Source organism: uncultured Bradyrhizobium sp., assembly GCF_947648125.1.
Classification (GTDB): domain Bacteria; phylum Pseudomonadota; class Alphaproteobacteria; order Rhizobiales; family Xanthobacteraceae; genus Bradyrhizobium.
The window spans coordinates 304,813-328,616 of sequence record NZ_CANSMR010000004.1 but is presented as its reverse complement, the minus strand read 5'-3'; the positions used below and the strand labels follow the sequence as shown (position 1 = coordinate 328,616).

The following is a 23,804-nucleotide window of genomic DNA, read 5'->3' as shown; positions in this document are numbered from 1 at the left end:
CTCGACCGCAATGCGGCTCGCGATCGCGCGCGCCTGGTCCGGCGCAAGCATCGGACAGCTCGAGATCGCGGCAGTCGATGGTCGTGTCGCGCTCCGCGATATCACCCTGCCGCTCGGCGACGGCGCCACGATGCGCATCGGCCAGTTGCGGCTGCCATCGGGCTTCTCGTTGGTGACGCCGGCCCTGGCGGCCGAAAATGTCACCTTGCGCGACGTCATGATCAATATCGGCGGCACGTCATATCGCATGCGCGAAGTCGAGATTGCCGGATCTGCTCTCGCGCAGCAGGACTTGGCCGTCCTTCTCAACGCAAACAACACTGAGCCGCTGGCTGGCCGGCTTTCGACGTTGACCGCCGAGCGCGCGACGATTCCCGAAATCGTCATCGAGTATGCGCGCACCGGCGGCAAGCAGACGATAACCGGACGCGATCTCGTCCTGCGCGACATCGCTCAGGGCAAGGTTGGTTCGGCGGGGATGGCCGGCGGCACCGTCAAGGGCCCGGCGGCAAGCGATGAGGGCGCTTTCGGTGCCGTCAACGTCACGGACGCCGATCTGGCCCTCGCAACGCGTCTCTTCACCGACATGCCGATCGCCGACGGCAACGAACCGCGCCGCGTCGTCGGTGCGCTGGCCTGGAACGCGTTCAGCTTCAAGACCGCGACGGGTGGCAGCCTGCAGGCCGATCGCATCAGTCTGACGGATTTTCGCGCCAAGGCCGGCGCGCTGAAGGATTGGCCGAAGACGAACGGTCCGCTCCTTGGCGGCGTTGCGATTGCGGGAGCGGTGGTCGACATCCCCGGTTCCAAGGCAACGAACGAGCGTTGGAAATGGCAATTCAAGGAATTTCTGTTAGCCGCCGACCAGCCGCACAATGGCATCCCCACTCATCTGCAGGCGGCAGCGAAGGAGTTATCGTTTGCGCTGGCGGCGGGGTCGGAGCATGGCAAGGCGCTTCGGGACCTGGGATATGACCGGCTCGATATCTCGATCGCAGTCGAGGGAAACTGGGCGGAGGCAGCGAACGAGTTTGTCGTCAAGAACGCCGCGCTCGACGTCGCCGGACTGGGGTCGATCACGCTGCGCGGCCAACTTGGCAACGTCACTCGCGATGCCTTTGCGGCCGACGCTTCGACCGCTGCTGCGGCGCGGGCGCACGCGACCGCCAAGTCCTTCGATCTGCTCATCGAGGACAAAGGCTGGTTTGAGCGCGCCGTCGCGCGCGAGGCCAAAAAGGACGGAAAGTCGACAGATGCCGTGCGCGAAGCGTTTGCGCGCCGAGCTGCAAGGAGCTTTTCGGCAGTGTTCGGCAATTCGCCGGGCGGCAGGCTGCTGAATGTGGCGCTCACGGAGTTCGCCAAAAAGCCAGGGACACTTGAGGTCAGCGGGAAGGCAAAGAGCGCAGCCGGCGTAGCGCTCGGCGATTTCAATGCAGCGGCAGGCAATTCCGGCGAAATTCTTGAAAAATTGGATCTGAAGGCAACGGCGAGATGAAGCTTCGTTCCGCGCAAGAATTTCCTAGTGAATAATCCATGCTGAAGCTGGCGTCACTGGTGAGCGCGTTCGGGATATTCGACTGTCCCCGCAGGGCGGGCGTTTTCCCGCGCTGGCAGTGGGCCCGGCACCTTCGGTGCTCGGGAATGCGCGCAAGGGTGCGTTTAAATTATATCACAATTTCAATGCTGTAGGAGTTCGCAGTTTTATTCTGGGTGGCGCGCCACTTATCAAGAATGGAATTGCCTCCTTTCTCAATGGCGGCTTTGGATTTGGATTGTTCGCGATTTCCGGGCTGAACCTGATGTCTTTTTTGCGTCTTCGGTTTTGGATCCGTCGATGAATTCTTCCATGGGAGTTTTCGGCAGCGGAGCCGCTTCGGTCGATTTTGGCGGTTCTGGAGGCGGACAAATCTTCAAGATTTTGCTGTCCAGACTCGCGATCTTCCCGAAAGATCGATCAGGTTCTCATGGTCAAATGTGTGCAGTTCATCGACGTTGTTTGGAAGCGGCGTAGTTTTGGCGCCCATAATTCCTTCGAAAATCGTCGTGACGCCCCTCATCGAGGTAGTGCATGCGCCAGCCATTGACACGCTTGAACCTCGATTCGGCGGGATAAAGCAAACCGAGGAGTGGATTTAGCTCGTCAGCTTCATGCACGACGATTTGGGATCATTCGACCTGGAGCCAAGACGGCGCTCTTTGTCTTTGGATCGCGATTTCTTGTCGCTCCTACCTCCGGCTTCCCCGTTCCTCGAGCGCAGCCTTGCACGAACTAGATAATACGTTCTCGTGACTGGCTAAACATTGCTTCGGATGCTGCTCGTTAGCACACAACTTTTCTATGTCGAGCTGGCACGCAGAGCGTAATCGTCCGCCCCCCCCTCCGCCTCTTCCTGAGCCCGCTTGGTCATCGTTCGAAGAGCTTTCGTTGCATCCCGCGAGACAGCTCGTTAGCGCGGCAGCAAATATGAGTACCATCCGTGTCATTTTTTGATACCTCGGATCACCATGCATTTCGCAACTCTTCCGTTTTCTTAGACTCTCAATGGTTTTGCGATAGTGAAGGCCAACTGTTTCCAAGCCGCCAACCCACCGGCGGGCGTCCTCATGTATCGCCGGAGCTTCGCAGTCGCGCTGCGTCGTGATCGCAACCGCCGACTTGACGCCGCACCGAGCTCCCCACGGCTCTTGAACGAAGTCCCTCAAGGGCTAGGTAAACGACCGGGGTAGTGAAGAGCGTCAGGAGCTGGCTTGCGATGAGCCCTCCGATGATGGCGATGCCGAGCGGTTGGCGCAATTCCCCGCCGACCCCGCTACCGAGGGCCAGCGGGACAGCGCCGAGCATGGCGGTCAATGTCGTCATGAGAATGGGGCGGAACCTGACAAGGCAAGCCTCGACGATCGCATCCTGGACCGGCAATCGACGCTCGCGTTGCGCTGCAAGCGCATGATCGATCATCATGATGGCGTTTTTCTTGACGATGCCGATCAACAGGATCACTGCCAGGATCCCGATCAGGTCGAGCGGACGTCCCGCCGCCCAAAGCGAGAGGATCGCCCCGATCCCGGCCGAGGGGAGCGTCGACAGAATTGTCAGAGGGTGGAGCGCGCTCTCGTAGAGCACGCCCAGGATGATGTAGACGGCGATCAGTGCCGCTGCGATCAACACCGATTGGTCACCGACGGTATCGGCGAAGGCGCGTGCGGTGCCCTGGAAGCTGCCGCGGATGTGATCCGGCGCGCCGAGATCACGCATGCCTTGTTCGATGATCTCGGTGCCGCGTTCCATCGGCAGTCTCGGAGCCATCGAGAAGGTCAACGTCGCGGCGGGAGACTGTCCCTGGTGCGCGATGGAATTGACCTGGACGCCGGTCTCGATGCGCGTGATGCCGGTCATGGGAATCTGCTGCCCGGCAGGTCCCGCGACGAATATCTTCGTCAGCGAGGACGGGTCCTCCTGCAGCCGCGGATCGGCCTCAAGCACCACATGGTAGGTATAATGCGTGTCGTAGATCGCCGACACCAGCCGCTGACCGAACGCGTCGTAGAGCGCCTGGTCGATGTCCTGCGCCGCCAATCCGAGACGCGAGGCGGCGTCGCGGTCGATCACCAGAATGGTTTGCAGCGCGCCGCCTTCGATATCCGTGGTGACGTCCCGCAGCTCCCGCGACTGCTTCAAGTTTTCAACCAGGCGGCCGACCCAGGTCTCCAGCTCGGCCACATCGGGGCCGGTCAGGGTGAACTGATACAGCGCCTTGGAGACCCGTCCGCCAATGCGCAGTTCCTGGTCCGGCGTCATGAAGAGCGTGACCCCCTGCAGTTCGCGGGCCTGGCGGCGCAGGCGGTTGATGACTTGGATGGTTCCGACCTTGCGTTCCGCCAGCGGCTTTAAGGCGACGAACAGGCGCGCCTGATTGGGAGCGGCACCTGATTGACCGGTATAGCTGCCTACCCTGGCGACAGCCGGATCATCCATGGTCATGCGCATCACCGCCTGCAGGCGATCGGTCATGGCCCGGAATGAAATGGAGGCGGGCGCCTCGGCTATGGCGACGATGGTGCCGATGTCCTGCTGGGGAAAGAAACCCTTGGGCATGACCATCCACAGCGCCACCGTGCCGAGCACGGTTACGCCGAGGCTCGCCAGCGTCAGCGCGCGGTGACGAAGCGTCAACGTGAGGGCCCGCTTATACAAGGCGACAAGCCAGCCTGACAGGCGTCCTCCGCCGACCGGCGTTGCAGCCTGCCGCCCGGCATTGGCGAGGTAGGCGCCCATGACCGGGATCAGGGTCAACGCCACCAGCGCGGAGATCGCGATGGCGATTGCCAGGGTCACCGAGAACTCGCGGAGCAGGCGGCCCATCATTCCGCTCATGAAAAGCAGCGGCGTGAATGCCACGATCAGCGAGACGCTGATCGAGAGGACCGTGAAGCCGATCTGGCCGGCGGCCTTGCGGACCGCTGCGAGCGGCGCCTCGCCTGCCTCCCGCTGTTTACTTATCGCCTCGACCACCACGATGGCGTCGTCGACGATGAAACCGGTCGCGATGGTCAGCGCCATCAGCGACAGATTGTCGACGCTGTAGCCGATCAGATACATCGCCGCAAAGGTGCCGGCGATGGACAGCGGGATCGTGACGGCAGCGGCCATGGTCGCCCACAGCCTTCTCAGGAAGAGGAACACCGTCGCGACGATCAGCCCGATACTGATCAGAAGCGAAAGCTCGACTTCGCGGACACTGGCCCGGATCGTCTCGGTGCGGTCGATCATCACCGCGACGTCGACGGCGCGAGGCAGCCACGTTTGCAGCGTCGGCATCAGCGCGCGGACGCGGTCGACGGTCTCAATGACATTGGCGTTGGCTTCCGTGAACACAAAGACCAGCACGGCGGCTTTGCCGTTGTACCAGCCAGAGGTACGGACGTTCTCGACGCTGTCGATCACCGAGGCGACTGTATCCAGGCGAACCGGCGTACCCGCACGCGTCGCGACGATGACGGATTTGTACTCCTCGGCCTTCCGCAACTGGTCGTTGACGCGCAGCACGAAAGACCCGGCCGGGCTCTCGACGCGACCCTTCGGCCCGGCGGCGTTGGCGGCGTTCAGCGCGGTTCTCACGTCCTCAAGCCCGAGGCCCATGGACGCAAGCGCGCCCGGATTGACCTGCACGCGCACCGCCGGCTTCTCGGATCCGTTGACGGTCACCTGGCCGACGCCTTTGATCTGCGACAGTTGCTGCGCCAGTATCGTATCCGCGGCTTCATATACCGCCCCGGACGGCAACGCGTCGGAGGTGAGCGCCAGGATCAGCACAGGAGAAGCGGATGGGTTGTTCTTGCGCCAGGTCGGCGGATGCGACATCCCGGACGGCAGACTGCTTGAGGCGGCGTTGATCGCCGCCTGCACGTCGCGTGCAGCGGCGTCGATCGAGCGGCTGAGGTCGAACTGGACGACGATCGTGCTCAGGCCGGGCAGGCTGGTGCTGGTGAGTTCGCTCACGCCGGCGATCTGCCCGAGCCGCCGTTCGAGGGGCGCGGCGACGGTCGCCGCCATCGTCTTTGGATCGGCCCCGGGAAGTGCCGCGCTCACCACGATCGTCGGATAATCGACACGAGGCAGCGACGCCAGGGGCAGGAAGTGGAATGCCAGTGCACCGCTCGTCAGCAGGGCGAACATGAGTAGGCCAACACCGACCGGTCGCCTCAGGCAGAGGTCGAAAAATCCCACGTCCGGTTTCTCCTCACCCCGCCGGCTTCGGTGCCGGCCGCCACGCGGTGCTCCTGACCGCCCGCCGCGCGCGATCGAGCGCCACATAGATCACCGGCGTAGTGTAGAGCGTCAGGAACTGGCTCAGCAGCAGGCCGCCGATGATGGCAATGCCAAGTGGCCGACGCAACTCCGAACCCGGTCCTGAGCCAAGCGCCAGCGGCACCGCTCCCAACAGCGCGGCCATCGTGGTCATCATAATCGGGCGGAATCGCTTCAGACAGGCATCGAAGATGGCGGCCGCCGGCGCCAGGCCCGCGGTCCTTTCGGCGGCGAGAGCAAAGTCGATCATCATGATCGCATTCTTCTTCACGATCCCGATCAGCAGAAGGATGGCGATCACGCCCATCAGCGACAGGTCGTAGCCGCCGAGCATCAGCGCGATCAATGCGCCAATACCCGCCGAGGGCAGCGTCGACATGATCGTGATCGGGTGGATCGTGCTCTCGTAGAGCACACCCAGCACGATGTAGACGGCGACCACCGCCGCCAGGATCAGCCACACCTGACTGGAAAGGGATTCCTGGAATTCGGCTGCCTCGCCTGCAAAGGATCCAACAACGGATTCCGGGATGTCGATGGCGCGCTCGGCTGCCCGCACCGCCGTTATCGCCTCCTCCAGCGAGACGCCGGGCGCTGCATCGAAGGATATAGTCACTGAGGGGAAAAGACCTTGATGCTGAATCGCGAGCGGACCGTTTCCGAGGCGAATGGTGGCAAAGCTTTCCAGCGGCACCTGAACGCCCGCACTCGAGGGGACGTAAAGGCGTTTCAGATCGGCGGGATCCAGCTGGAACTCGGGCGCAACCTCGAGCACCACGTGATATTGGTTCTGCTGCGTGTATATCGTCGAAACTTGGCGCTGTCCGAACGCATCGTAGAGCGTGTCGTCAATGGTTTGTGGGAGCACGCCGAGCCGCCCGGCCTGGTCGCGGTCGACAACCACGTCGGCAACAAGCCCACCGGTTTGCTGGTCACTGGCGACGTTGCGGAGCGCAGGGCTTACCTTCAAGCGCTCGAGCAAAAGCGGTGCCGCAAGCGCGAGCTCCGCCGGATTGGCATCGACCAGGATGTATTGATACTGCGTGCGGGTCGCCCGGGTGCCAATCTGAATCTCCGGCGCCAGCTGCAGGTAAACCGAAAGTCCCGCGACCTGCGCCAGGGCGGTGCGGAGCCGGCGGATGATCTCGTCAGCGGTTTCGGTCCGATCGCCGCGTCGCTTGAGGACGATGGTCATGCGGCCCGTATTGGGTGTCGAGTTCACGACCCCGACGCCGACGAAGGAATCGACGCCGGTGACGCTGGGGTCGTTCAAGGCGAACTCGGCCGCCTTCGCTTGCAGCGCCGCCATCTTGCTGAACGGAATTTCCGGTCCAGCATCGGTGGTGGCAACGATCACGCCGATATCCTGCGCCGGCAAGAAGCCTTTCGGAATCGTCGCATAGAGCACGACGGTCAGAACAAGGGTCGCGATAGCGACCGCAAGGGTCGCAGTCTCGTGGCGCATCACCCAGGCGAGGCTGCTGTGATAAAATCGTAGCGCCGCCAAGAATGCCCGCTCGGGTCCGGCGAGCCAGCTGCCGGCGGTCGCCACCGCCCCAGGCGTCAGCAGGCGGGCGCACATCATCGGTGTGAGGGTCAGAGAGACGATCGCCGACACCACGACGGCGGCAGACAACGTCAGCGAGAATTCTCGGAACAGCCGCCCGACGATGCCACCCATGAACAGGAACGGTATGAAGACCGCGATCATCGATACGGTGAGAGAGACGATCGTGAACCCAATCTGGCGCGCGCCCTTGTAGGCAGCCTGGAGTGGCGTTTCGCCGTCTTCAATGTGGCGCACGATGTTTTCGATCATGACGATGGCGTCGTCGACCAAGAATCCGGCTGCGACGGTCAACGCCATCAGAGAGAGATTGTCGAGGCTGAACTTGGCAAGATGCATGACGCCAAAAGTGCCGACGATCGACAACGGCATGGTGATACTCGGAATTACTGTCGCCCAGAATCGTCGAAGGAAAAGGAAGATGACAAGGACGACGAGCGCGATGGTGAGAACCAGCGTGCGCTCGACTTCGGCGATGCTCGCCCGGATCATTTCGGTGCGGTCGGACAATATGGCGAGCCGGATGTCGGGCGGCAGCGCCGCGCGCAGCCTCGGCAGCAGTTCGCGAACGCGGTCGACGGTCTGGATGATGTTCGCACCAGGCTGGCGCTGAATGTCGAGAAGCACGGCCGGGCGCCCGTTGAACCAGGCTCCCACCTTGGTGTTCTCCGGTCCCGAGACAGCGGTTCCAACGTCGCGAACCCTGACCGGGGCGCCATCGCGGTAGGCCAGGATCACGTTGGCATAAGCCTCTGGCGCCAGGATCTGGTCGTTCGCTCCAATCATGAACGCCTGACGCGGTCCGTCGAAGCTGCCCTTCGGCTGCGCGACGTTGGCCCGCGCCAGCGCCGCACGCACCTCTTCCAGGCTGAGCCGGTAGGCCGCGAGCTGGACGGGGTTGACCTGGACACGGATGGCCGGCCTCTGGCCGCCCTGCAGCGTGACGGCGCCGACGCCGCTCACCTCGCTGAGCTTCTGCGCCAGCACGGTATCCGCGACGTCGTTCACCTTGGTGATCGGCAGCGAGTCCGAGGTGAGCGCCAGGATGAGGATCGGCTGATCGGCCGGGTTGACCTTCTTGTAGATCGGCGGGTAGGGCAGATTAGCGGGCAGAAAAGCCCCTGCGGCATTGATCGAGGCCTGTACATCCTGGCCAACCGAATCGATGTCCCGCTCCAGGCTGAACTGCATCGTGATTACGCTGATCCCGAACGAACTCGTCGAGGTCATCAGCGTCAGCCCGGCGATCTGCCCAAGCTGCTGCTCCAACGGCGTCGTGACCAGCGGGGCCATGGTGTCCGGCCCGGCTCCGGGCAACTGCGTCAAGACCTGGATGGTTGGAAAATCGACCTCGGGCAGCGACGAGACCGGAAGCAGACGAAAACCAAGCCAGCCGACCAGGAGGACGGCGATACTGAGCAGCGATGTCGCTATCGGTCGGGCGATGAATGGTGCCGAGACGCTCATCTCCGATTTCCACGGCGGTTGCCGGACTCGTCTCCCTTCGCGGCATCGTCTGCCGTTTCACGGCGCGAGGGCACCGCCGGAGCGGCCCTGATGGACTCGCCTAACCCGACGCTGACCGGCGCCTCCAACTTAGCTTCGCCGGTTTCCTCGGTTGGAATGACGGTCACTCCCGGCCGAAGCTGCTCCTGACTGTTGATCACGACCTTCTCGCCGACCTCCAAACCGGATTCCACCAGGGCGGTCGGACCCGCCACCTGTCCGACGCGGATCGGGCGAAGCTCAGCCTTGTCGCCCGGACCCACGATATAAGCAAAGGTCCCGCCGTCATTGCGCTGGACTGCGGTGGTCGGGATCACCGTGCCATCGCGCCTGGTATCGAGCTGGACCCGGACGTTGACGAATTGACCGGGCCAGAGCCGGCGGTTCGGGTTGGCGAAGGTCGCTTTCAGGCGGATCGTCCCGGTCTGCGCATCGATGCGGTTATCGACGACCACGAGATCACCCTCTTCGAGAACCGTCTTGCCGTCGGCATCGACGGCCGTCACCCGGACCTTGCTCTTCGCCAGCGCGTCATTGATTGCGGTGAGATTTTGCTGAGGCAGTGAAAACGTCACGGAAATCGGCTGAAGCTGAGCTATCACCACGATGCCGGTCGCCTCCGCCGCGCGGACCATATTGCCCTCGTCGACCAGCCGGACACCAACGCGGCCGGTGATCGGGGCCCTGATCGTTGTGTAGTCAAGCTCGAGCGCGGCCGAGTCGACATTGGCCTGATCGGTCTCCAAGGACGCCTCCAGTTGCCGGACCAGCGCCTTTTGGGTGTCAACGCTTTGCTGCGTGGCGAATTCGCCGAGCTTGACGTAGCGCTCCAGATCCAGCCTGACGTTGGCGAGATGCGCCTCGTCCTTGGCCTTCACCCCCTGCGCCTGGCTCAGCCGCGCCTGGTAGGGACGCGGATCGATCTGCGCAAGCGCGTCACCGGCCTTGACGTCCTGTCCTTCCGTGAAGATCACCTTGTCGAGCTGCCCATCGACCCGGGCGCGAACGGTGACGGTATTGTAGGCCTGAACAGTTCCGATACCGTCCACATGAATCGGAACGTCCTGACGGCTCACCGATGCCGTGGTCACAACGACGGGCCCGCCCTGCCGGTGCCGGCCTCGTCGACCGCCACCTCCGCCGCCGCGCCCGGTCCCCGAGCCACGCGCCTCTTCGGAAGCCGTCATCGTTGCCCCCGATTGGGAATCGAAATACCACCAACCGGCCGCGCCGAAGAGGAGAAGGACAAGTGAAACCCAGATCCATTTTGCCATCGGAGAACCGATTATCTATCTAGCTCGCACCGTCGGTCATGACGGCATCTCCGTCCTGCAACCCCTGCTGACCCGCAAGCACCGCGTCGCCCTGCGCCACGCCGCTCACGATCTCAACCTCGGGTCCGTCGCTGAAGCCGACTTTCACCGGCACCTTCTTGGCCTTGGCGTTGACTGCGGTGAACACGAACGTGCCGGTCTTTTCCTTCACCAGGGCGGATGCCGGCAGCAGAAGCGCGTCGTGCCTCTGCTCGATGTCGATCCGCGCGCTCATCAGCATACCGGGACGCAGCTCCAGCTTTGGATTGGGCATCTGAACTTCGGTCAGCATGGTTTTGGTGTGCCGGTCCAACGCCTGATAATAACGGGTCACGGTGCCCTCGAAGCGCTTACCCGGCAGGTCGTCGGTCGTCATTACCACGTTTTGCCCGATGGTGATGTGTGGCACTTCGGTCTCGGGAACCGGGATCTGGATGCGCAGCGTCGCAAAATCGGTAAGGTTCACGATTGCCGCGGCCTCGGGCGTGTCGGCGGCGTTCGGCGCCGGGATGAACGCGCCCGGATCGACGTAGCGCTTGGTCACGACACCATCGAACGGCGCGCTGATGCGCGCGTAATTCAGCATCGTCTCGGTGTTCTTGACGTTGGCCTTGGCGACATTCAGTTTGGCGCGGGCCACCGCGAGATTTTTGTCGGTATCATCACCGCCCTGGCCCGCCTTCGACGCGGCAGCTTCAATCTGCTGTAGTGTAGCCGTCGCCAGATCGAGTTCGGCGGCGTATTTGACCTTCTCGACCTGCAACTCCGGCACGTCGATATTGGCGATCAAGTCGCCTTTCTTGACTGCGTCGCCCTTATCCACGGTGAGCGTATCCAGATATCCGGCGACCTTGGTAAACAAGGTCACTTGATACAACGGATGGACCTCGGCCGGCAGCGTCAGGTAGCGATGCGCCTCTCCCCTGTGAGGGTGGACGATCTTCACCAGGCGCGGCGCCGGTGCGGGATTCGCGGCGGCGGGCCCGGGCACCGATTGTTCGCAACCGGACAGGAACGCCGACATGCACAGAACAGCCGCGAGCGGCACGGGGACCAATTCCTTCATATGACCTCACCCTGGCTTGAAATGGCTGGTTCGTAGTGCGGGCTGCGATCGTCAGCGGGATGAAGCGATCCGGACCGACGATGGGCCCGCTGCTGTGAAAGCGCGAAAATGAACGGCAGCACAACGAGGGTCGCGAGCGTGGCGAAAACGAGCCCGCCGACCACCGCGCGGCCGAGCGGCGCCATTTGGCCGCCCCCCTCGCCCAGGCCGAGCGCCATCGGCGTCATGCCGGCGATCATCGCCACGCTAGTCATCAGGATCGGACGCAGCCGGCTTCGCGCGCCTTCCACCGCGGCCTCGGCCGCGCTGGTGCCGTCGCGGCGCGCATTCTCGGCAAAGGTCACGAGTAGGATGGCGTTCGCCTCGCCGATGCCGATCGCCATAATGGCGCCGATGAACGACTGGATATTGAGTGTGGACCCGGTGAGCCAGAGCGCCACGATGACCCCGGCCAGCACCGCGGGAACCGTCGACACGGTGATCAATGCGAGCCTCACCGACTGGTAATAGGCGGTCAGCAGCAGGAAGATCGCAACCACGGCAAGCGCCATGCCGCGTCCCAGCCCCTGCATCATTTCCTGCATCGGCACCACCTCGCCGCGCACGGCCACCGAGACCTTCGGCGGCGGTGGGCCAAGATCGACCAGCGCCTTCGAGACCAGCCGTGAGGCCGAGCCGAGATCGCCGGTGCCGAGATTGGCTTTGACCGTGATCAGTCGCTGCATGTTGTAGCGATCGTATTCGGACATCGCGGTGCCTTCGCTGATTTGGGCAACGTTACGCAGCAGAACGTCCTTCTCGTCCGGGTGCATCTTCTCCAGCTTGGGGGCCTTCTTGTCCTTTTCGACCTTGTCCATTTCCTTTTGCTTGTGTTCGAGAACCGACAGGTTGCCGACGTCGTCGAGCGAGGTCATCAGCTGTTGCGGGATCTGCACCTGCACCTGATAGGCGACGCCGCTGTTGGGATCGGCCCAGTAGTTGGGGACGACGAAACGGCTGGACCATGTCGCCGGAATCAGCGCACGGGACACTTGGTGGATATCTACGCCCAGGATCCCGGCGCGCTCGCGATCCACCGCAACGTCGACCGTCGGATAGTCCAGCGACTGACCGAACTGAACGTCGCGCAGTTGGCCGATCGCGCTCAGTCGATCCTTCACCTTCTCGGCAAAGCGGCGGATCTCGGCGAGGTCCGAGCCGCTGACCGCCACTTCGATCGGCGTCGAGGCCCCGAGGCTCATGACCCGGCTCACGATGTCGCCAGGTTCGAACGAAAAGCTCGCCGTCGGGATCTCGGCGGCAAAATCCTTGCGGAGACGCTCCTCCAGGTCCCGCATACGCACGCCGGTGCCCTTTCGCAGCTGGACCTGGAGGACGCCCTCTTCGGGGCCGCCGTTCCACAGATGCACGAAATTGATCGGGAAGTTCGATCCGTGGACGCCGAGCAGGCCGAGGGAGATCAGGACGTTGTCCGCTCCGGCGTCTCGCTTGATGATATCGAGGGCATGCAGCGCGACCTTTTCGGTGCCGTCGATCTGGGTGCCGGCGGTCGCGCGCAACCGTACCTGCATCTGCCCCGCATCGACCCGCGGGAAGATCTCGGTGCCGAGACGGCTTCCGACCAGAACAATCACGACCACTGACGCGACCAGGTAACCCGCCATCAGCAACCTGGCCGGCGCCAGCGAGTTCAGGCGTCGCGCGTAGGCTTCCTGAAGACCCCTGAAGCGCTCGGTGCCAGGCGTCGGGTTCTCGTGACCGCGCAGCAGCCAGACCGACAGGATCGGGACCAGCGTGCTTGACAGCAAGTACGAGCCGATCATGGCGAAGCCGACGGCCAACGCAAGCGGCGTGAACATCGCGCGGGCGGCTCCGACCATGAACAGCGCGGGGGTGAACATCGCCACGATGCACAGCATCGCCAAGAGCCGCGGCCCCACCGTTTCCACGGTGGCGTCACAGGCCGCCTGGGCGAGACCCTTGCCGCGCGTGAGATGCACGTGAATGTTCTCCAGGCAGACGGTGGCCTCATCGACCAGGATGCCGACCGCCAGCGCCAGACCACCGAGCGTCATGATGTTGACCGTCTGGCCGCTGAGCCAGAGTGCGAAGATGCCGGCCATCAGCGAAAGCGGGATATTGACGACCACGATCAAGGCGCTGCGCGCGTCGCGCAGGAACAGAAGGATCATCAAGCCGGTCAGCGCTGCGCCAAGAATACCTTCCAGCGTCAAGGCGGAGAGCGCATGGCTGACATAGGGGGATTGGTCGAATTCGTAGCTGACCTTCACATCGCTCGGAAGCACGGTCTGGAATTTGGCGATGTTGCGCTTGACCTCGTCGACGACGGACAGCGTTGAGGCGTCGGCGCGTTTGGTGACCGGGATGTAGACGGTGCGCCGTCCATCGACGAGCGCGTAGCTCGTCACGATGTCGGCACCGTCCTGCACGTCCGCCACGTCGCGCACGAAGACCGTCGGCAAGGCGCCGGGATGTATCGGCACCGCGTTGAGGTCCTTGACGTTCGCCGCGACGGCGTTGAGCGGGACCATTGGGTACATGCCGGCCAGCATCATGTTGCCCGACGGACTGACCAGGTTGGCTTTGGTGATCGCGTCGACGACGTCGTCGGGTGACATCTGATAGGACTTGAGCCGTTCGGGCTTCAGCTTGACGACGATGGTCCTGGCGCTGCCGCCGAACGGTGGCGGAGCGGAGACCCCCGGCAGCGTCGCGAACAGCGGGCGAACCAGGTTCAACGCCGCGTCCTGAATCTCGTTGACGGACCTCGTCTCGCTGGAGAAGACCAGATTGCCGACGGGAACGCTGCCGGCATCGAAGCGCGTGATGAACGGCGGCAAGGTGCCGTAGGGCATGAAGGCCTTGGCGGCATTCACGTAGGCGACCGTCTCCGCCATCGCCTGCGACATGTCGGTGCCGGGATGAAACTGTAGCTTGATGATCGCTGCGCCCTGGATGGACTTCGACTCGACGTGCTCGACGCCCGCCATGTAAAGGAAGTGGTACTCGTAATAGTACGTCAGATAGCCTTCCATCTGCGCCGGATCCATGCCGCCGAACGGTTGCGCGACATAAATCGTCGGAACGTTCAGCGTCGGAAACACGTCCTTTGGCATTTGTTGCCAGGCCAGCAGCGACAGCAGTGCCACCGCGACCACCGTCACGACGATGGTGACAGGTCTGATCAGCGCGAATGTCACGAGGTTCATCGACGCACCACTGGCGAAGAGGTTCGGTTCATGCGGATTTCGGAGCTACGCCGCCTCCCTGAAGATAGAGCGATGCCGAACGGCGATGGGCTCGGCCTTGGACCAGCGCAAATGCGAAGGGCAGCACAATGAGTGTCGCCAGCGTTGCGAAGGCGAGCCCGCCGACCACTGCGCGTGCCAGCGGCGCCATTTCGCCACTGCCCTCACCCCAGCCCAAGGCAATCGGCAGCATGCCGGCGATCATCGCAATACTGGTCATAAGGATCGGCCGCAGCCGGCCCCTCGCTCCCTCGAGCGCCGCCTCGATAGCGGTCGCACCTTTTCGGCGCGATGTCTCGGCGAAGCTGACCAGCAGGATGGCGTTCGCCTCGCCGACCCCGACCGCCATAATCGCGCCGATGACCGACTGGACGTTCAGCGTCGTACCGGTCAACGCCAACGCCAGCGCTACTCCGGCGAGAACCGCCGGAACGGTCGACAACGTGATCAGCGCGAGCCTGATCGACTGGAAATAAGCGGTGAGCAAAAGGAAGATCGCGATCACCGCCAGCGCCATGCCGCGCCCAAAGGCCTCCAGCATCTCGCCCATCGGCACCACCGCGCCGCGCACGGTCACCGAAACCTTCGCCGGTGGCGGGCCGAGATCGGCGAGGGCATGCGACACCAGCCGCGACGCTGAGCCGATGTCCTCGCCGGGCGCAAGCCCGGCCTGGACCATGATGAAACGCTGGCCATTGTAGCGGTCATATTCCCGGGGCGCGTTCCCTTCGCTGATCCGCGCGACGTTGCGCAACAAGACCGATTCGCCGTTCTCTTGCTTGATTGTGAGATTGCCGACCTCGTCGAGCGAGGTCATGAGTTGCTGCGGGATCTGAACCTGCACCTGATAAGTGATGCCAGTTTCAGGGTCGGCCCAGTAGTTGGGCACGACGAACCGACTCGACGATGTGGCAGGCACCAGAGCGCGCGAGGCCTGCCGCATGTCGACGCCCAGGATTCCGGCCCGTTCGCGATCGATCGCAACGTTCACGGTCGGGTAGTCGAGCGGCGCGCCGAAGCGGACGTCGCGCAGTTGCGGGATTTCCGCTAGCCGTGCCCGGATCATCTCGGCGAAGGCCCGGTTGCTGGCGAGCACCGGCCCGCCGATCGAGACCTCGATCGGCGCGGACGCGCCGAGACTCATCACCCGGGAGATCAGATCGACGGGTTCGAACGAAAAACCGGCGCTCGGAATTTGGGAGGCAAAATCCCTGCGCAGGCGCTCCTCAAGCGCTCCGGTCAGGGTCGTGCCCGGCCTCAACTGCACCTGCAACACCGCATCTTCAGTACCGCCGTTCCATAAATAAAGCAGGTTGATCGGATAGGCAGAGCCATGGACGCCGACTAATCCGAGTGAGGTCCGGACGTTATCCGTCCCGACATCGTTCCGGATCACTTCCAGCGCGCGGCGCGCCAGAGCTTCGGTTCCATCGATGTCGGTGCCGGCAGGCGCACGCAAGCGCACTTGCATCTGCCCGGCATCCACGCGCGGAAAAATTTCCGTTCCGAGCCGGCCGCCGACGAGAACGACGACAGCGAGAGTTGTCGCCGCATAGGCCAGGACAAGCGGCCCGCGTCGCGGGACTAATCGTTGCAGCGTATCGGCATAGCGGGTTCGAAGCCTAGCGAACGGGCTTCCATCGACGTGGGCGGTGCAGCTCCGCAGCAGCCAGACCGCGAGCACCGGCACCAGGCTGGTCGACAGAAGATAAGAGGCCGCCATGGCGAATGCGACGGCAATCGCCAGCGGCAGGAACATCGCCCGGACGGCGCCTGTCATCAACAGGGCCGGAGTAAACATCGCAACGACGCAAAGCATGGAGAGCAGTTGCGGCCCGGCTGTTTCGAGCGTCGCGTCGTAGATGGCCCGGGCGATGCCCTTGCCTGTGGCCCTGTGGACGTGGATGTTTTCCACACAGACGGTCCCCTGGTCGACAAGGATGCCGACGGCCAGGGCCAAGCCGCCAAGCGTCATGATGTTGATGGTCTGGCCGGCGAGCCAAAGCGCGAGAATGGCGGCGAGCAGCGCGAGAGGCACGGTAAGGATCACGATCAAGGCGCTGCGCGCGCTGCGCAGGAACAGGAACACCATGAGCCCGGCCAACAAAGCCCCGATCACGCCCTCGATGGGCAGCCCCGCCAGGGCGCGGGTGACATAGGGCGATTGGTCGAGCTCGTAGCTGACCGTCACGCCAGACGGGAGGACGCCCTGGAAACGCGGCAGACTGTCCTTGACAAGTGTTGCGACATCGATCGTCGAGGCGTCTGCCCGCTTTGTCACGGGCACGTAGACGGCCCGCTTGCCATTGACGAGCGCGTAACTCGTCACGATGTCCGAACTGTCAACGACCTCCGCCAAGTCGCGGACGAATACGGCGGGGAATTTGCCGTTCTTGATGGGTACGGCTTCGAGGGCTTTGACGTCGCCCGCGACTGAATTGACGGGCACCAGCGGATAGCTGCCACCGATCGTCACGTTCCCCGACGGGCTCACGACGTTGGCAGCACTAATTGCGGCAACGACGTCTTCAGGACTCATATGATAGGAACGCAGCCGCTCCGGTTTCAGGTTGACCACGACGCTGCGCGCGTTGCCACCGAACGGAGGCGGAGCAGATACGCCCGGCAGGGTCGCGAACAGCGGTCGCACGAGGTTCAACGCCGCGTCCTGCAACACCTCGATCGAGCGGGTCTCGCTAGAGAACACCAGATGTCCCACCGGAACGCTGCCCGGGTCGAAGCGCGTGATGAACGGCGGCAACGTGCCGGGCGGCATGAACGCCCGCGCGCGGTTCACATAGGCGACGGTCTCCGCCATCGCCTGCGACATATCCGTGCCGGGATGGAACTGCAGTTCCAACAGGGCCGCGCCCTGGATCGACTTCGACTCGACGTGCTGGATTCCGGTTATGTAGAGGAAATGATATTCGAAATAGAACGCGAGGTAGCCCTCCATCTGAGCCGGGTCCATGCCTCCGTAGGCTTGCGCAACGTAGATTGTCGGGACGTTCAGGTTCGGAAGCACGTCTTTGGGCATCCGCTGCAGCCCCAGAATTGAGGCCAGCGCGACCGCTAGTATTGCGACTACAACGGTCAGAGGTCGGCGCAGCGATGGCCCAGCTAGGTTCATAAACCTCTCCTCTCAGAGGTTAAACTACGAGTGTGAGGCTGAACACCTCGTGAATAAGCTGATTGAGTCAATTTAGAGATTCGACGCAAGTACTTGAGGTAGAGGCGGCTTTCCGCAAATGCACCCATAGTGCGTCCGCAGCGCGGATTCTGAAGCAAATCAATCAAACGGCGCCCGCAATGGCGCCGTTTCTCTTTTATGATGCCGGAGAATCAAACGAACAGCTCCTACCATTACGTTTGCTTCCGGTGCCGCACGCGGTGACGGGCCATTGTGATGCATGTCCCTTTTGAACCCCTTGTGTGGTGCCGCCTTTCAGTGAGATTGACGCGGCACGGCCTTCGCTGGTCGAGATCGGGGGCTCAAGGCCAAGAAATGACCTCTACCGTGTGGCGCGTCCTTTTCTCGATTGGCGTCACCGCGTTGGTGGTCGCCGGGACGATCTACCTCATCACGTGTTTAACTCTCGCGTATCAATGAGCGGCTGCGGCTGGCGCCCCGCTCGGTGGAGCAACTACGCTCTATATGACTTTCGACACTCCCGCGGCATCCAGTCGTGCGTTGACATTGGATGGCCAGCGGCGGTGGCGAGCGCGGTCTCGGCCAACCCTAGGACTGTCCCAAGGCCGGGACCACGCCCTCCGGGGATGATCTTGTCGAGAGAGCAAAAGTCTAAGGACGCGGCGGATGCTTTCCGACTGTTGCGGGCAAATGCAGACCAACGGATCCGTTTCCGGCCATCCCGGCTACGCGCTGGGCAAGCTCAAGCGCTAAGTCTTTCGACGAGCAGAGGCCGCCAAAATTGGCGACCTCATTCGTTTTGGGGGCGACGAGCATCCGCCGCGGGCCGATACTTGGACTTGGAACTCAATACGGATAGGGCGACCACGGATCGGTTACGATCACGTCAGTCGCCGGGTACCAATAGCACTCCACGTCAATGCCGGTATCGAAGCAGTACGCGTAGTAATCGCCCACCTGGGCAAGCTTAATCGGACCGTTCGCGGCAACCTGCGTCGTGTCGGCCCCCGCCATCTTCTTGCTGGATTTCACCTTCTGCGCCGGCAAATTGCCGGCGCTCATTCCCACCACCTTGTCATTGCTAACTTCGGCAACGACGGCGTTGTTGCCGATCTTTCCGATTTCATGCTTCCCGTTCTTGTGAATCTTCTCACCAAGAAGGTTATGGCCGTTATTGTGGTGGGCGTTCTTGGCCACGGCCAACCCTGCGGTTGCCAATAGGCTCGTGCTCACGACAAGTGTCATGATAGCCCGACGATTCAACATAAGCATTTTCTCCATATCAGCGTGTTTCCCGTGAATCACGCGCATCAATTCGAATGGTCGGCCGAGACAAATTGATGGTTTCACGAAGGCAAGCGAACGACGAAACGCGGAATTTTTCGGAGCTGGTTGTTCAATTGACGTTCATAAAAGATAACGTTCGTCATAATCCAAAGGACTGAGAAGTGACCTTCGGCAGATTCTCTGCAATGGAGAGGAGAGCACGGGCGCAGTAAAGGGACAGCGGCGCGGAGCGCGGTCTCTGATGGTTCATCCGCCAGCCCCCGTCATCACGGACCATGCACTTCGCTTCGGGGCTTCATTGCCGCCCAACGGGGCGACTCGGATGATTCCAGCAATTTTAGCGATCTACAGCATAACGACGCTGCTCGCGTTCTCCGTGATTGTCCCAGGCGACGAGACGCGGATTTCGGACGAATGAATGCCACGCCGTTGGCACAAACTGCACTGGCCTACCGAGTTCTACCTTGCGTAGGATTCCAATTTTCAAAGGGTAGTTCGATGGGCAGTACTGTTCTCTCCAGCGTTTGCGTTGTGTTGATCGGACTGAGTCCACTCATCATCATTGGGATAGCCATGCTGGCGCAGTAACCAGCGCAGTCCCAGACCATCGGCCAGCCCAAGGCTGTGACCGTGCCCTCATGATGCCAGAATCGTAATCCGTGATCACGTGGCTTGGAGCCTTCTCACACGTGGGCGCCGGCATTTGACGGCCCGACCACCCCATAGACTACCCCAAGGTCGGGCCGTCCTTTTTCGTGGGTATCGGCCACGCCCTTACTCGCCGAAAGCCTGCGGTAGCCGTCCCCGGGAAAGAGATCAGCCCCACGCATCATGACTTTCGGCACTTTCGCGCCGTTCAGACCGTGGATGACATTGGATGGCCAAGCGCGGTGGCAAGCGTGGTCCCGGCCCCCTATCCCAGTCCACAGCCAGGCCGGGACCACGCCCCCTTTCCTATGGTTGCGCCCTACAAAGACAAATCGACATGAGCTGCCGGGCTGCCAGACGACTTTGCGGCGTTGGCCTTGTGTCGGCATGGCTCATCGCGCCCCCCGCTCACAGTCGGGGCTTCGATTGGTTTTTTGCGCATACCCGAAAGCCTCAGAGCCCGTGCTCGGGACAGCACATCGTCGCAAGCTTCTATTCTTTGGGGCGACGTACAGCGAATGGTGAGGTAATCGACGTGAGCGGCCTGACGGCCGCACACCGCACACTGCCGTTCGGGTCGCGCGTAACGCTCATGAATCCCGAGAATGGAAAGTCTGTCACTGTCATAATCAACGATCGAGGTCCATTTGCGCGCGGGGTGACGATTGATCTGACACGCGGTGCAGCTCGTGCGCTCGATATGCACCAAACCAAATGGTTATGCATGCTATGACGCCGAGTAGCGTGCTTTTCCTACGCCACTCCTCGCCTTCGCATCCTGCACCACCGCCCCATCACGCGCCCAAATTCTGACCGCGCAGCGGAACCGGATGCCGCGTTAGCCGTTCATGGGCGAGGCCAAATTGTGGGTTTGTCTGATGACTGAAGCAAATTTTTTCATGATGGGCGTAGCGGGCCTGGCTTTGTGGTCGGCAATCGTTGCGGTGTTTGAGATCAAGGCCGCATGGGAAAGGAGCCGGCGACGACAGCGGGACTCGCGCTCCCGCAGCTCAATGATCTGAGACCCCTAATATAGGCCGACACTGCGGTGAGGGTTATGCCTACGGTGCGAGTTATTATCCCAAAACGGGTACGCGTGATCATCGCACAGGCAATTGATGCAGACGCCCGGACTCGTGGTTCGCGACGTTTTTTAATCCTGCCGGAACCTTTCTGACCGTTCGCTACTTATGAAACACCCGCCAGCGGCGCGGAACGCGGTCCCTGATAGGTTCATCCGCCAGCCCCGGATTATCATGGACCGCGCACTTCGCTCTCGAGCTTCATTGCGGTCGGACGGAATGACTCGGATGATCCCAGCAATTTTAGCGATCTACAGCATAACGACGCTGCTGACATTCTCTATGATTGTCGCAGGCGATGAGGCGTGGATTTCGGACGATTTGGAGCCCTGAACGCAGTAAAGGCCGGGACCGCGCGCCCTCGTAATGCCAGAATCGGAGTCGCACATCGTGCTGGCCGGAAACTCACACTTCGGCTTCTCTAGACGGCTCGGCCACCCCATAGACTACCCCTCGGCCGAGCCGTCCCTTTTGTGAGTACAGGCCACGCCCTTACTCGCCGAGCGGCGGCTCCAACCGTTCCCGGAGAACAGCGATTTCAAGCATGACGGTGATGGCAATGGTCTTGAGGCGGGCATTCTCGGCGATTGTCTCGGCGAGTTGGGGCGGGAATGTCACCGCATTCTGCCGAGAATTCTGGGCGAGTCCTGAAGGAGTGCGGCGTGTCGAGTTCACGAGCTAACTCTTGCCTGCGGTCAAAACGGGCGGCCTGGGGACCGGCTGCGAAGTTTCAATTGCGGAACAAGATAGCGCCGCATGCTTACACTACTTTACGCGCTCAAATCGCGGGATGAAATACCGGACGAGGACGTGAATCGTCATCAATGATCTTGATTGCGGACGCGCGCACGATCCACCTGTCTGGCGACTTCATTGAAGCAGCCGTCCCCAGGCCGGCCCGTCGGCTTAGGCTGTCGCGCGCCGCCGCTTTTTTCAGGCTGGCGTTGAATGCGACGTTGTGGTGACTGTTAGTGCTTTGAAGCAGCCAATTGCTGTCCGACAAGGCATCGCCGTGCGGCCTCGATTTGAGCGTCCGTCGCTCCGTTGTTCCTAGCCCAAGCCTCTGCTGTGCTCGCATCGTATTTGGCGACGTAATACCGAACCACACCGCAAGAAACTCTTGAAAACCAGCTCTTCGGTGACCTCTCGGACGCGGTAGCATCGACCGTCGAGACGACCAGCAGCATCGCCGCCGCAAAAAGACCAGCACCTATCATTGGTAAACGCCTCCGATGGTTAGTTGTGGGGCGCCGCCCCTATTCCACCACGCGCTCCGCTTGGCTTTCCGCCGCACGAGCCTCAGCCTATTCAATTAGCCGTCGCGGCGGCGTGACCTCGACCCCGACCTCAGATCAGGGCTGCTCCGCGCGGCGTCGTGATCCGCACCGTGATCATCAACATGACGTTCGACGGCGCCATAATCCATAGCCGCAACTGTAGCGGCTATTGCGACAGAGACGAAGGCTACGGCAGCAATTGCGATATCGATCATTGATGGCCCCTTCGGAGAATCCATCTCTGTCGCGATATTGACGAATGTCATCCGTGTTCCCGGTAGTGCCATTCGTCACGTCAAACTCTCCCCACGCGTCGTGACTTTCGGCACTTTCGCGCCGTTCAGGCCGTGGATGACATTGGATGGCAAGCGCGGTCCTGGCCGACCTTGACTGCTTGGTCGGGACCGCCTTCGTGGGGCCGGACATCGTCGATTGGGTGCGCCATGCCTATTCTTCGTTATTTCGTCACAGTCGGTGGCGTGCTTCTGGCACTGCTCCTGGTCAGCAACGTCATGCTGCCGAAGCCTGCCGAACCGCCCCAACGGGGTGACATCGACAGGTCGATCATCCGGATCAACACGACCCGGAAGGGGCCGGAGCGTGTGGTGATCGACGCCAGCATCCCGACTGTCGTCCCGCCGACCTCAGCTACGGCTGTAGCGGCTCCGCCGCCTCCGCCACCGGTCTCGAACGCGGACGCATCGCCCGCTGCCGCAGGGCCGCTGGCCGCCTACGCGCAGATCGAGCCGACACCGACCAAAAAGCCCTCGCTGAAAAAGAAGGTGGCGCGAGCCGCGGCGCATCGGCGATACGCCGCTCTGCCACGACAGATCACGCCGGCGCAGCAGTGGCCGTGGCAGCCGCCGCAACTCAGGCCTCGGCCGCGGCAGTTCGCCGGCTTCGCACCCGGGTAGACTAGCCATGTCGCTATACCGGTTGCTGCAAAACCTAGCGGCGGAGCCGGAAGAAATCCGACGCATGACGGCGGCCTACGCGCAAACCTTGCGCGCCATCGGCATCACCGACCGCCGCGATCCAGTGGCCGAGATGATCGCCAAGAAGATAATTGAGATCACACTCCAAGGTTCAGCAAGTAGAAAGGCCGCCGAATGACCGGCGGCCCTGTTGGCGATCAGCTCGCGATGCCCTTGCGTCTGGAACGCGCCGGCCGGGGAGAGAACCACGCAATGGTTAAAATTACTGCGCTGATATTGGTCGCATTGGCGACGCGGCGGGAGGTTTCAATGAAGTACATATTTGCGCTTGGCAGCGCGCTCTTGCTCGTCGGTTGTGTGCCTCAGGCCGAAACCGCGCCGGCGGAACCCATGGTCTGGGGGCGCGTCGACTGTCAACGGCTCGCAGATAATCCAGCCATACAAGTCGAGTTTGAGCAGGCGAAGGCGACTTGCGTATCCCGCGCGGCCGGTGGCAGCGGCGCGACAGCCAACCAGATCGGCACCTCAGCTATTAGTGGCTGCATGGGGGAAATGGGATATCTATTCAAAACAAAAAGCGAGCACAATGCAAGGTGCGACGCGATTAAAGAGCAAAAGCAGCGTGCAGCATCTGTTGCGCCAGCAGCCCCACCACCTTCGCGTCATTAACTGCACGTCACCTTGCACACCGCGACAACCTTGTATGGCACGCCATCGGCATGGTGGCCGTAAGCACCGGCAACGTTGCTGATTCCATCAGCTGATACCAATGACTCACTGCCCCAGCGAGGCATCTGTGGACGACGACCGTGTTGCGAGAAGAAGCTGACGTTCGGCTGTAGGTCGCCATATCCCGTCGCATGGAAAGGATCGGCCGCCAGGCCGGCACATGACACA

At 62.2% G+C, this 23,804-nt stretch carries 14 protein-coding genes; 5 read left to right on the top strand and 9 right to left on the bottom strand.

Annotated features, from left to right (window positions below; genetic code table 11):
• The first annotated feature begins 10 nt into the window (after positions 1–10).
• Entirely contained in the window at positions 11–1,495 is a 1,485-nt protein-coding gene (locus tag Q0030_RS10915) for a hypothetical protein (protein WP_298366364.1), read from the top strand.
• A 1,107-nt stretch (positions 1,496–2,602) separates the two neighbouring features.
• On the opposite strand, the gene Q0030_RS10910 is transcribed toward Q0030_RS10915, so the two are convergent.
• From Q0030_RS10910 to Q0030_RS10880, 7 genes are all read right to left on the bottom strand, one after another.
• Positions 2,603–5,725 carry an efflux RND transporter permease subunit gene (locus Q0030_RS10910; protein WP_298366362.1) on the bottom strand — a complete coding sequence of 1,041 codons (3,123 nt, stop codon included), beginning with the start codon at positions 5,723–5,725 and terminating at the stop codon, positions 2,603–2,605.
• A gap of 13 nt (positions 5,726–5,738) precedes the next feature.
• Entirely contained in the window at positions 5,739–8,840 is a 3,102-nt protein-coding gene (locus Q0030_RS10905) for an efflux RND transporter permease subunit (protein ID WP_298366360.1), read from the bottom strand.
• Complete coding sequence (locus Q0030_RS10900; RefSeq protein ID WP_298366358.1) at positions 8,837–10,153, bottom strand: efflux RND transporter periplasmic adaptor subunit; 1,317 nt, start codon at positions 10,151–10,153, stop codon at positions 8,837–8,839. Before Q0030_RS10900 ends, Q0030_RS10905 begins: the two co-directional genes overlap by 4 nt.
• 19 nt (positions 10,154–10,172) lie before the next feature.
• Positions 10,173–11,258, bottom strand: coding sequence for an efflux RND transporter periplasmic adaptor subunit (locus Q0030_RS10895; protein ID WP_298366356.1), 1,086 nt, complete (start codon positions 11,256–11,258; stop codon positions 10,173–10,175).
• Positions 11,255–14,488, bottom strand: a complete 3,234-nt coding sequence (locus Q0030_RS10890) for an efflux RND transporter permease subunit (protein ID WP_298366354.1) — start codon at positions 14,486–14,488, stop codon at positions 11,255–11,257. Before Q0030_RS10890 ends, Q0030_RS10895 begins: the two co-directional genes overlap by 4 nt.
• A 28-nt stretch (positions 14,489–14,516) precedes the next feature.
• Positions 14,517–17,657 (bottom strand): efflux RND transporter permease subunit, encoded by a 3,141-nt coding sequence (locus Q0030_RS10885; protein WP_298366352.1) that lies wholly within the window; start codon positions 17,655–17,657, stop codon positions 14,517–14,519.
• 867 nt (positions 17,658–18,524) lie between these two features.
• Positions 18,525–18,911, bottom strand: coding sequence for a hypothetical protein (locus Q0030_RS10880; protein ID WP_298366350.1), 387 nt, complete (start codon positions 18,909–18,911; stop codon positions 18,525–18,527).
• A 931-nt stretch (positions 18,912–19,842) separates the two neighbouring features.
• On the opposite strand from Q0030_RS10880, the gene Q0030_RS10875 reads away from it, so the two are divergent.
• Positions 19,843–20,346 (top strand): septal ring lytic transglycosylase RlpA family protein, encoded by a 504-nt coding sequence (locus Q0030_RS10875; protein ID WP_363323442.1) that lies wholly within the window; start codon positions 19,843–19,845, stop codon positions 20,344–20,346.
• A gap of 841 nt (positions 20,347–21,187) precedes the next feature.
• Here Q0030_RS10875 and Q0030_RS10870 read toward each other — a convergent pair.
• Together Q0030_RS10870 and Q0030_RS10865 are read right to left on the bottom strand one after the other, a co-directional pair.
• Positions 21,188–21,370: a hypothetical protein gene (locus Q0030_RS10870; RefSeq protein WP_298366346.1), complete on the bottom strand. Its 183-nt coding sequence runs from the start codon at positions 21,368–21,370 to the stop codon at positions 21,188–21,190.
• 103 nt (positions 21,371–21,473) lie between these two features.
• Positions 21,474–21,698, bottom strand: coding sequence for a hypothetical protein (locus Q0030_RS10865; RefSeq protein ID WP_298366640.1), 225 nt, complete (start codon positions 21,696–21,698; stop codon positions 21,474–21,476).
• Between the two features lie 717 nt (positions 21,699–22,415).
• Between Q0030_RS10865 and Q0030_RS10855 the strand changes: the two genes are divergently transcribed.
• From Q0030_RS10855 to Q0030_RS10845, 3 genes are read left to right on the top strand one after another with little or no spacing between them, the layout of a single operon-like run.
• Entirely contained in the window at positions 22,416–22,886 is a 471-nt protein-coding gene (locus Q0030_RS10855; protein WP_298366344.1) for a hypothetical protein, read from the top strand.
• 7 nt (positions 22,887–22,893) lie between these two features.
• Positions 22,894–23,085: a hypothetical protein gene (locus Q0030_RS10850; protein ID WP_298366342.1), complete on the top strand. Its 192-nt coding sequence runs from the start codon at positions 22,894–22,896 to the stop codon at positions 23,083–23,085.
• Positions 23,082–23,576, top strand: a complete 495-nt coding sequence (locus Q0030_RS10845; protein WP_298366340.1) for a hypothetical protein — start codon at positions 23,082–23,084, stop codon at positions 23,574–23,576. The genes Q0030_RS10850 and Q0030_RS10845 overlap by 4 nt, the downstream gene beginning before the upstream one ends.
• Positions 23,577–23,804 lie beyond the last annotated feature (228 nt).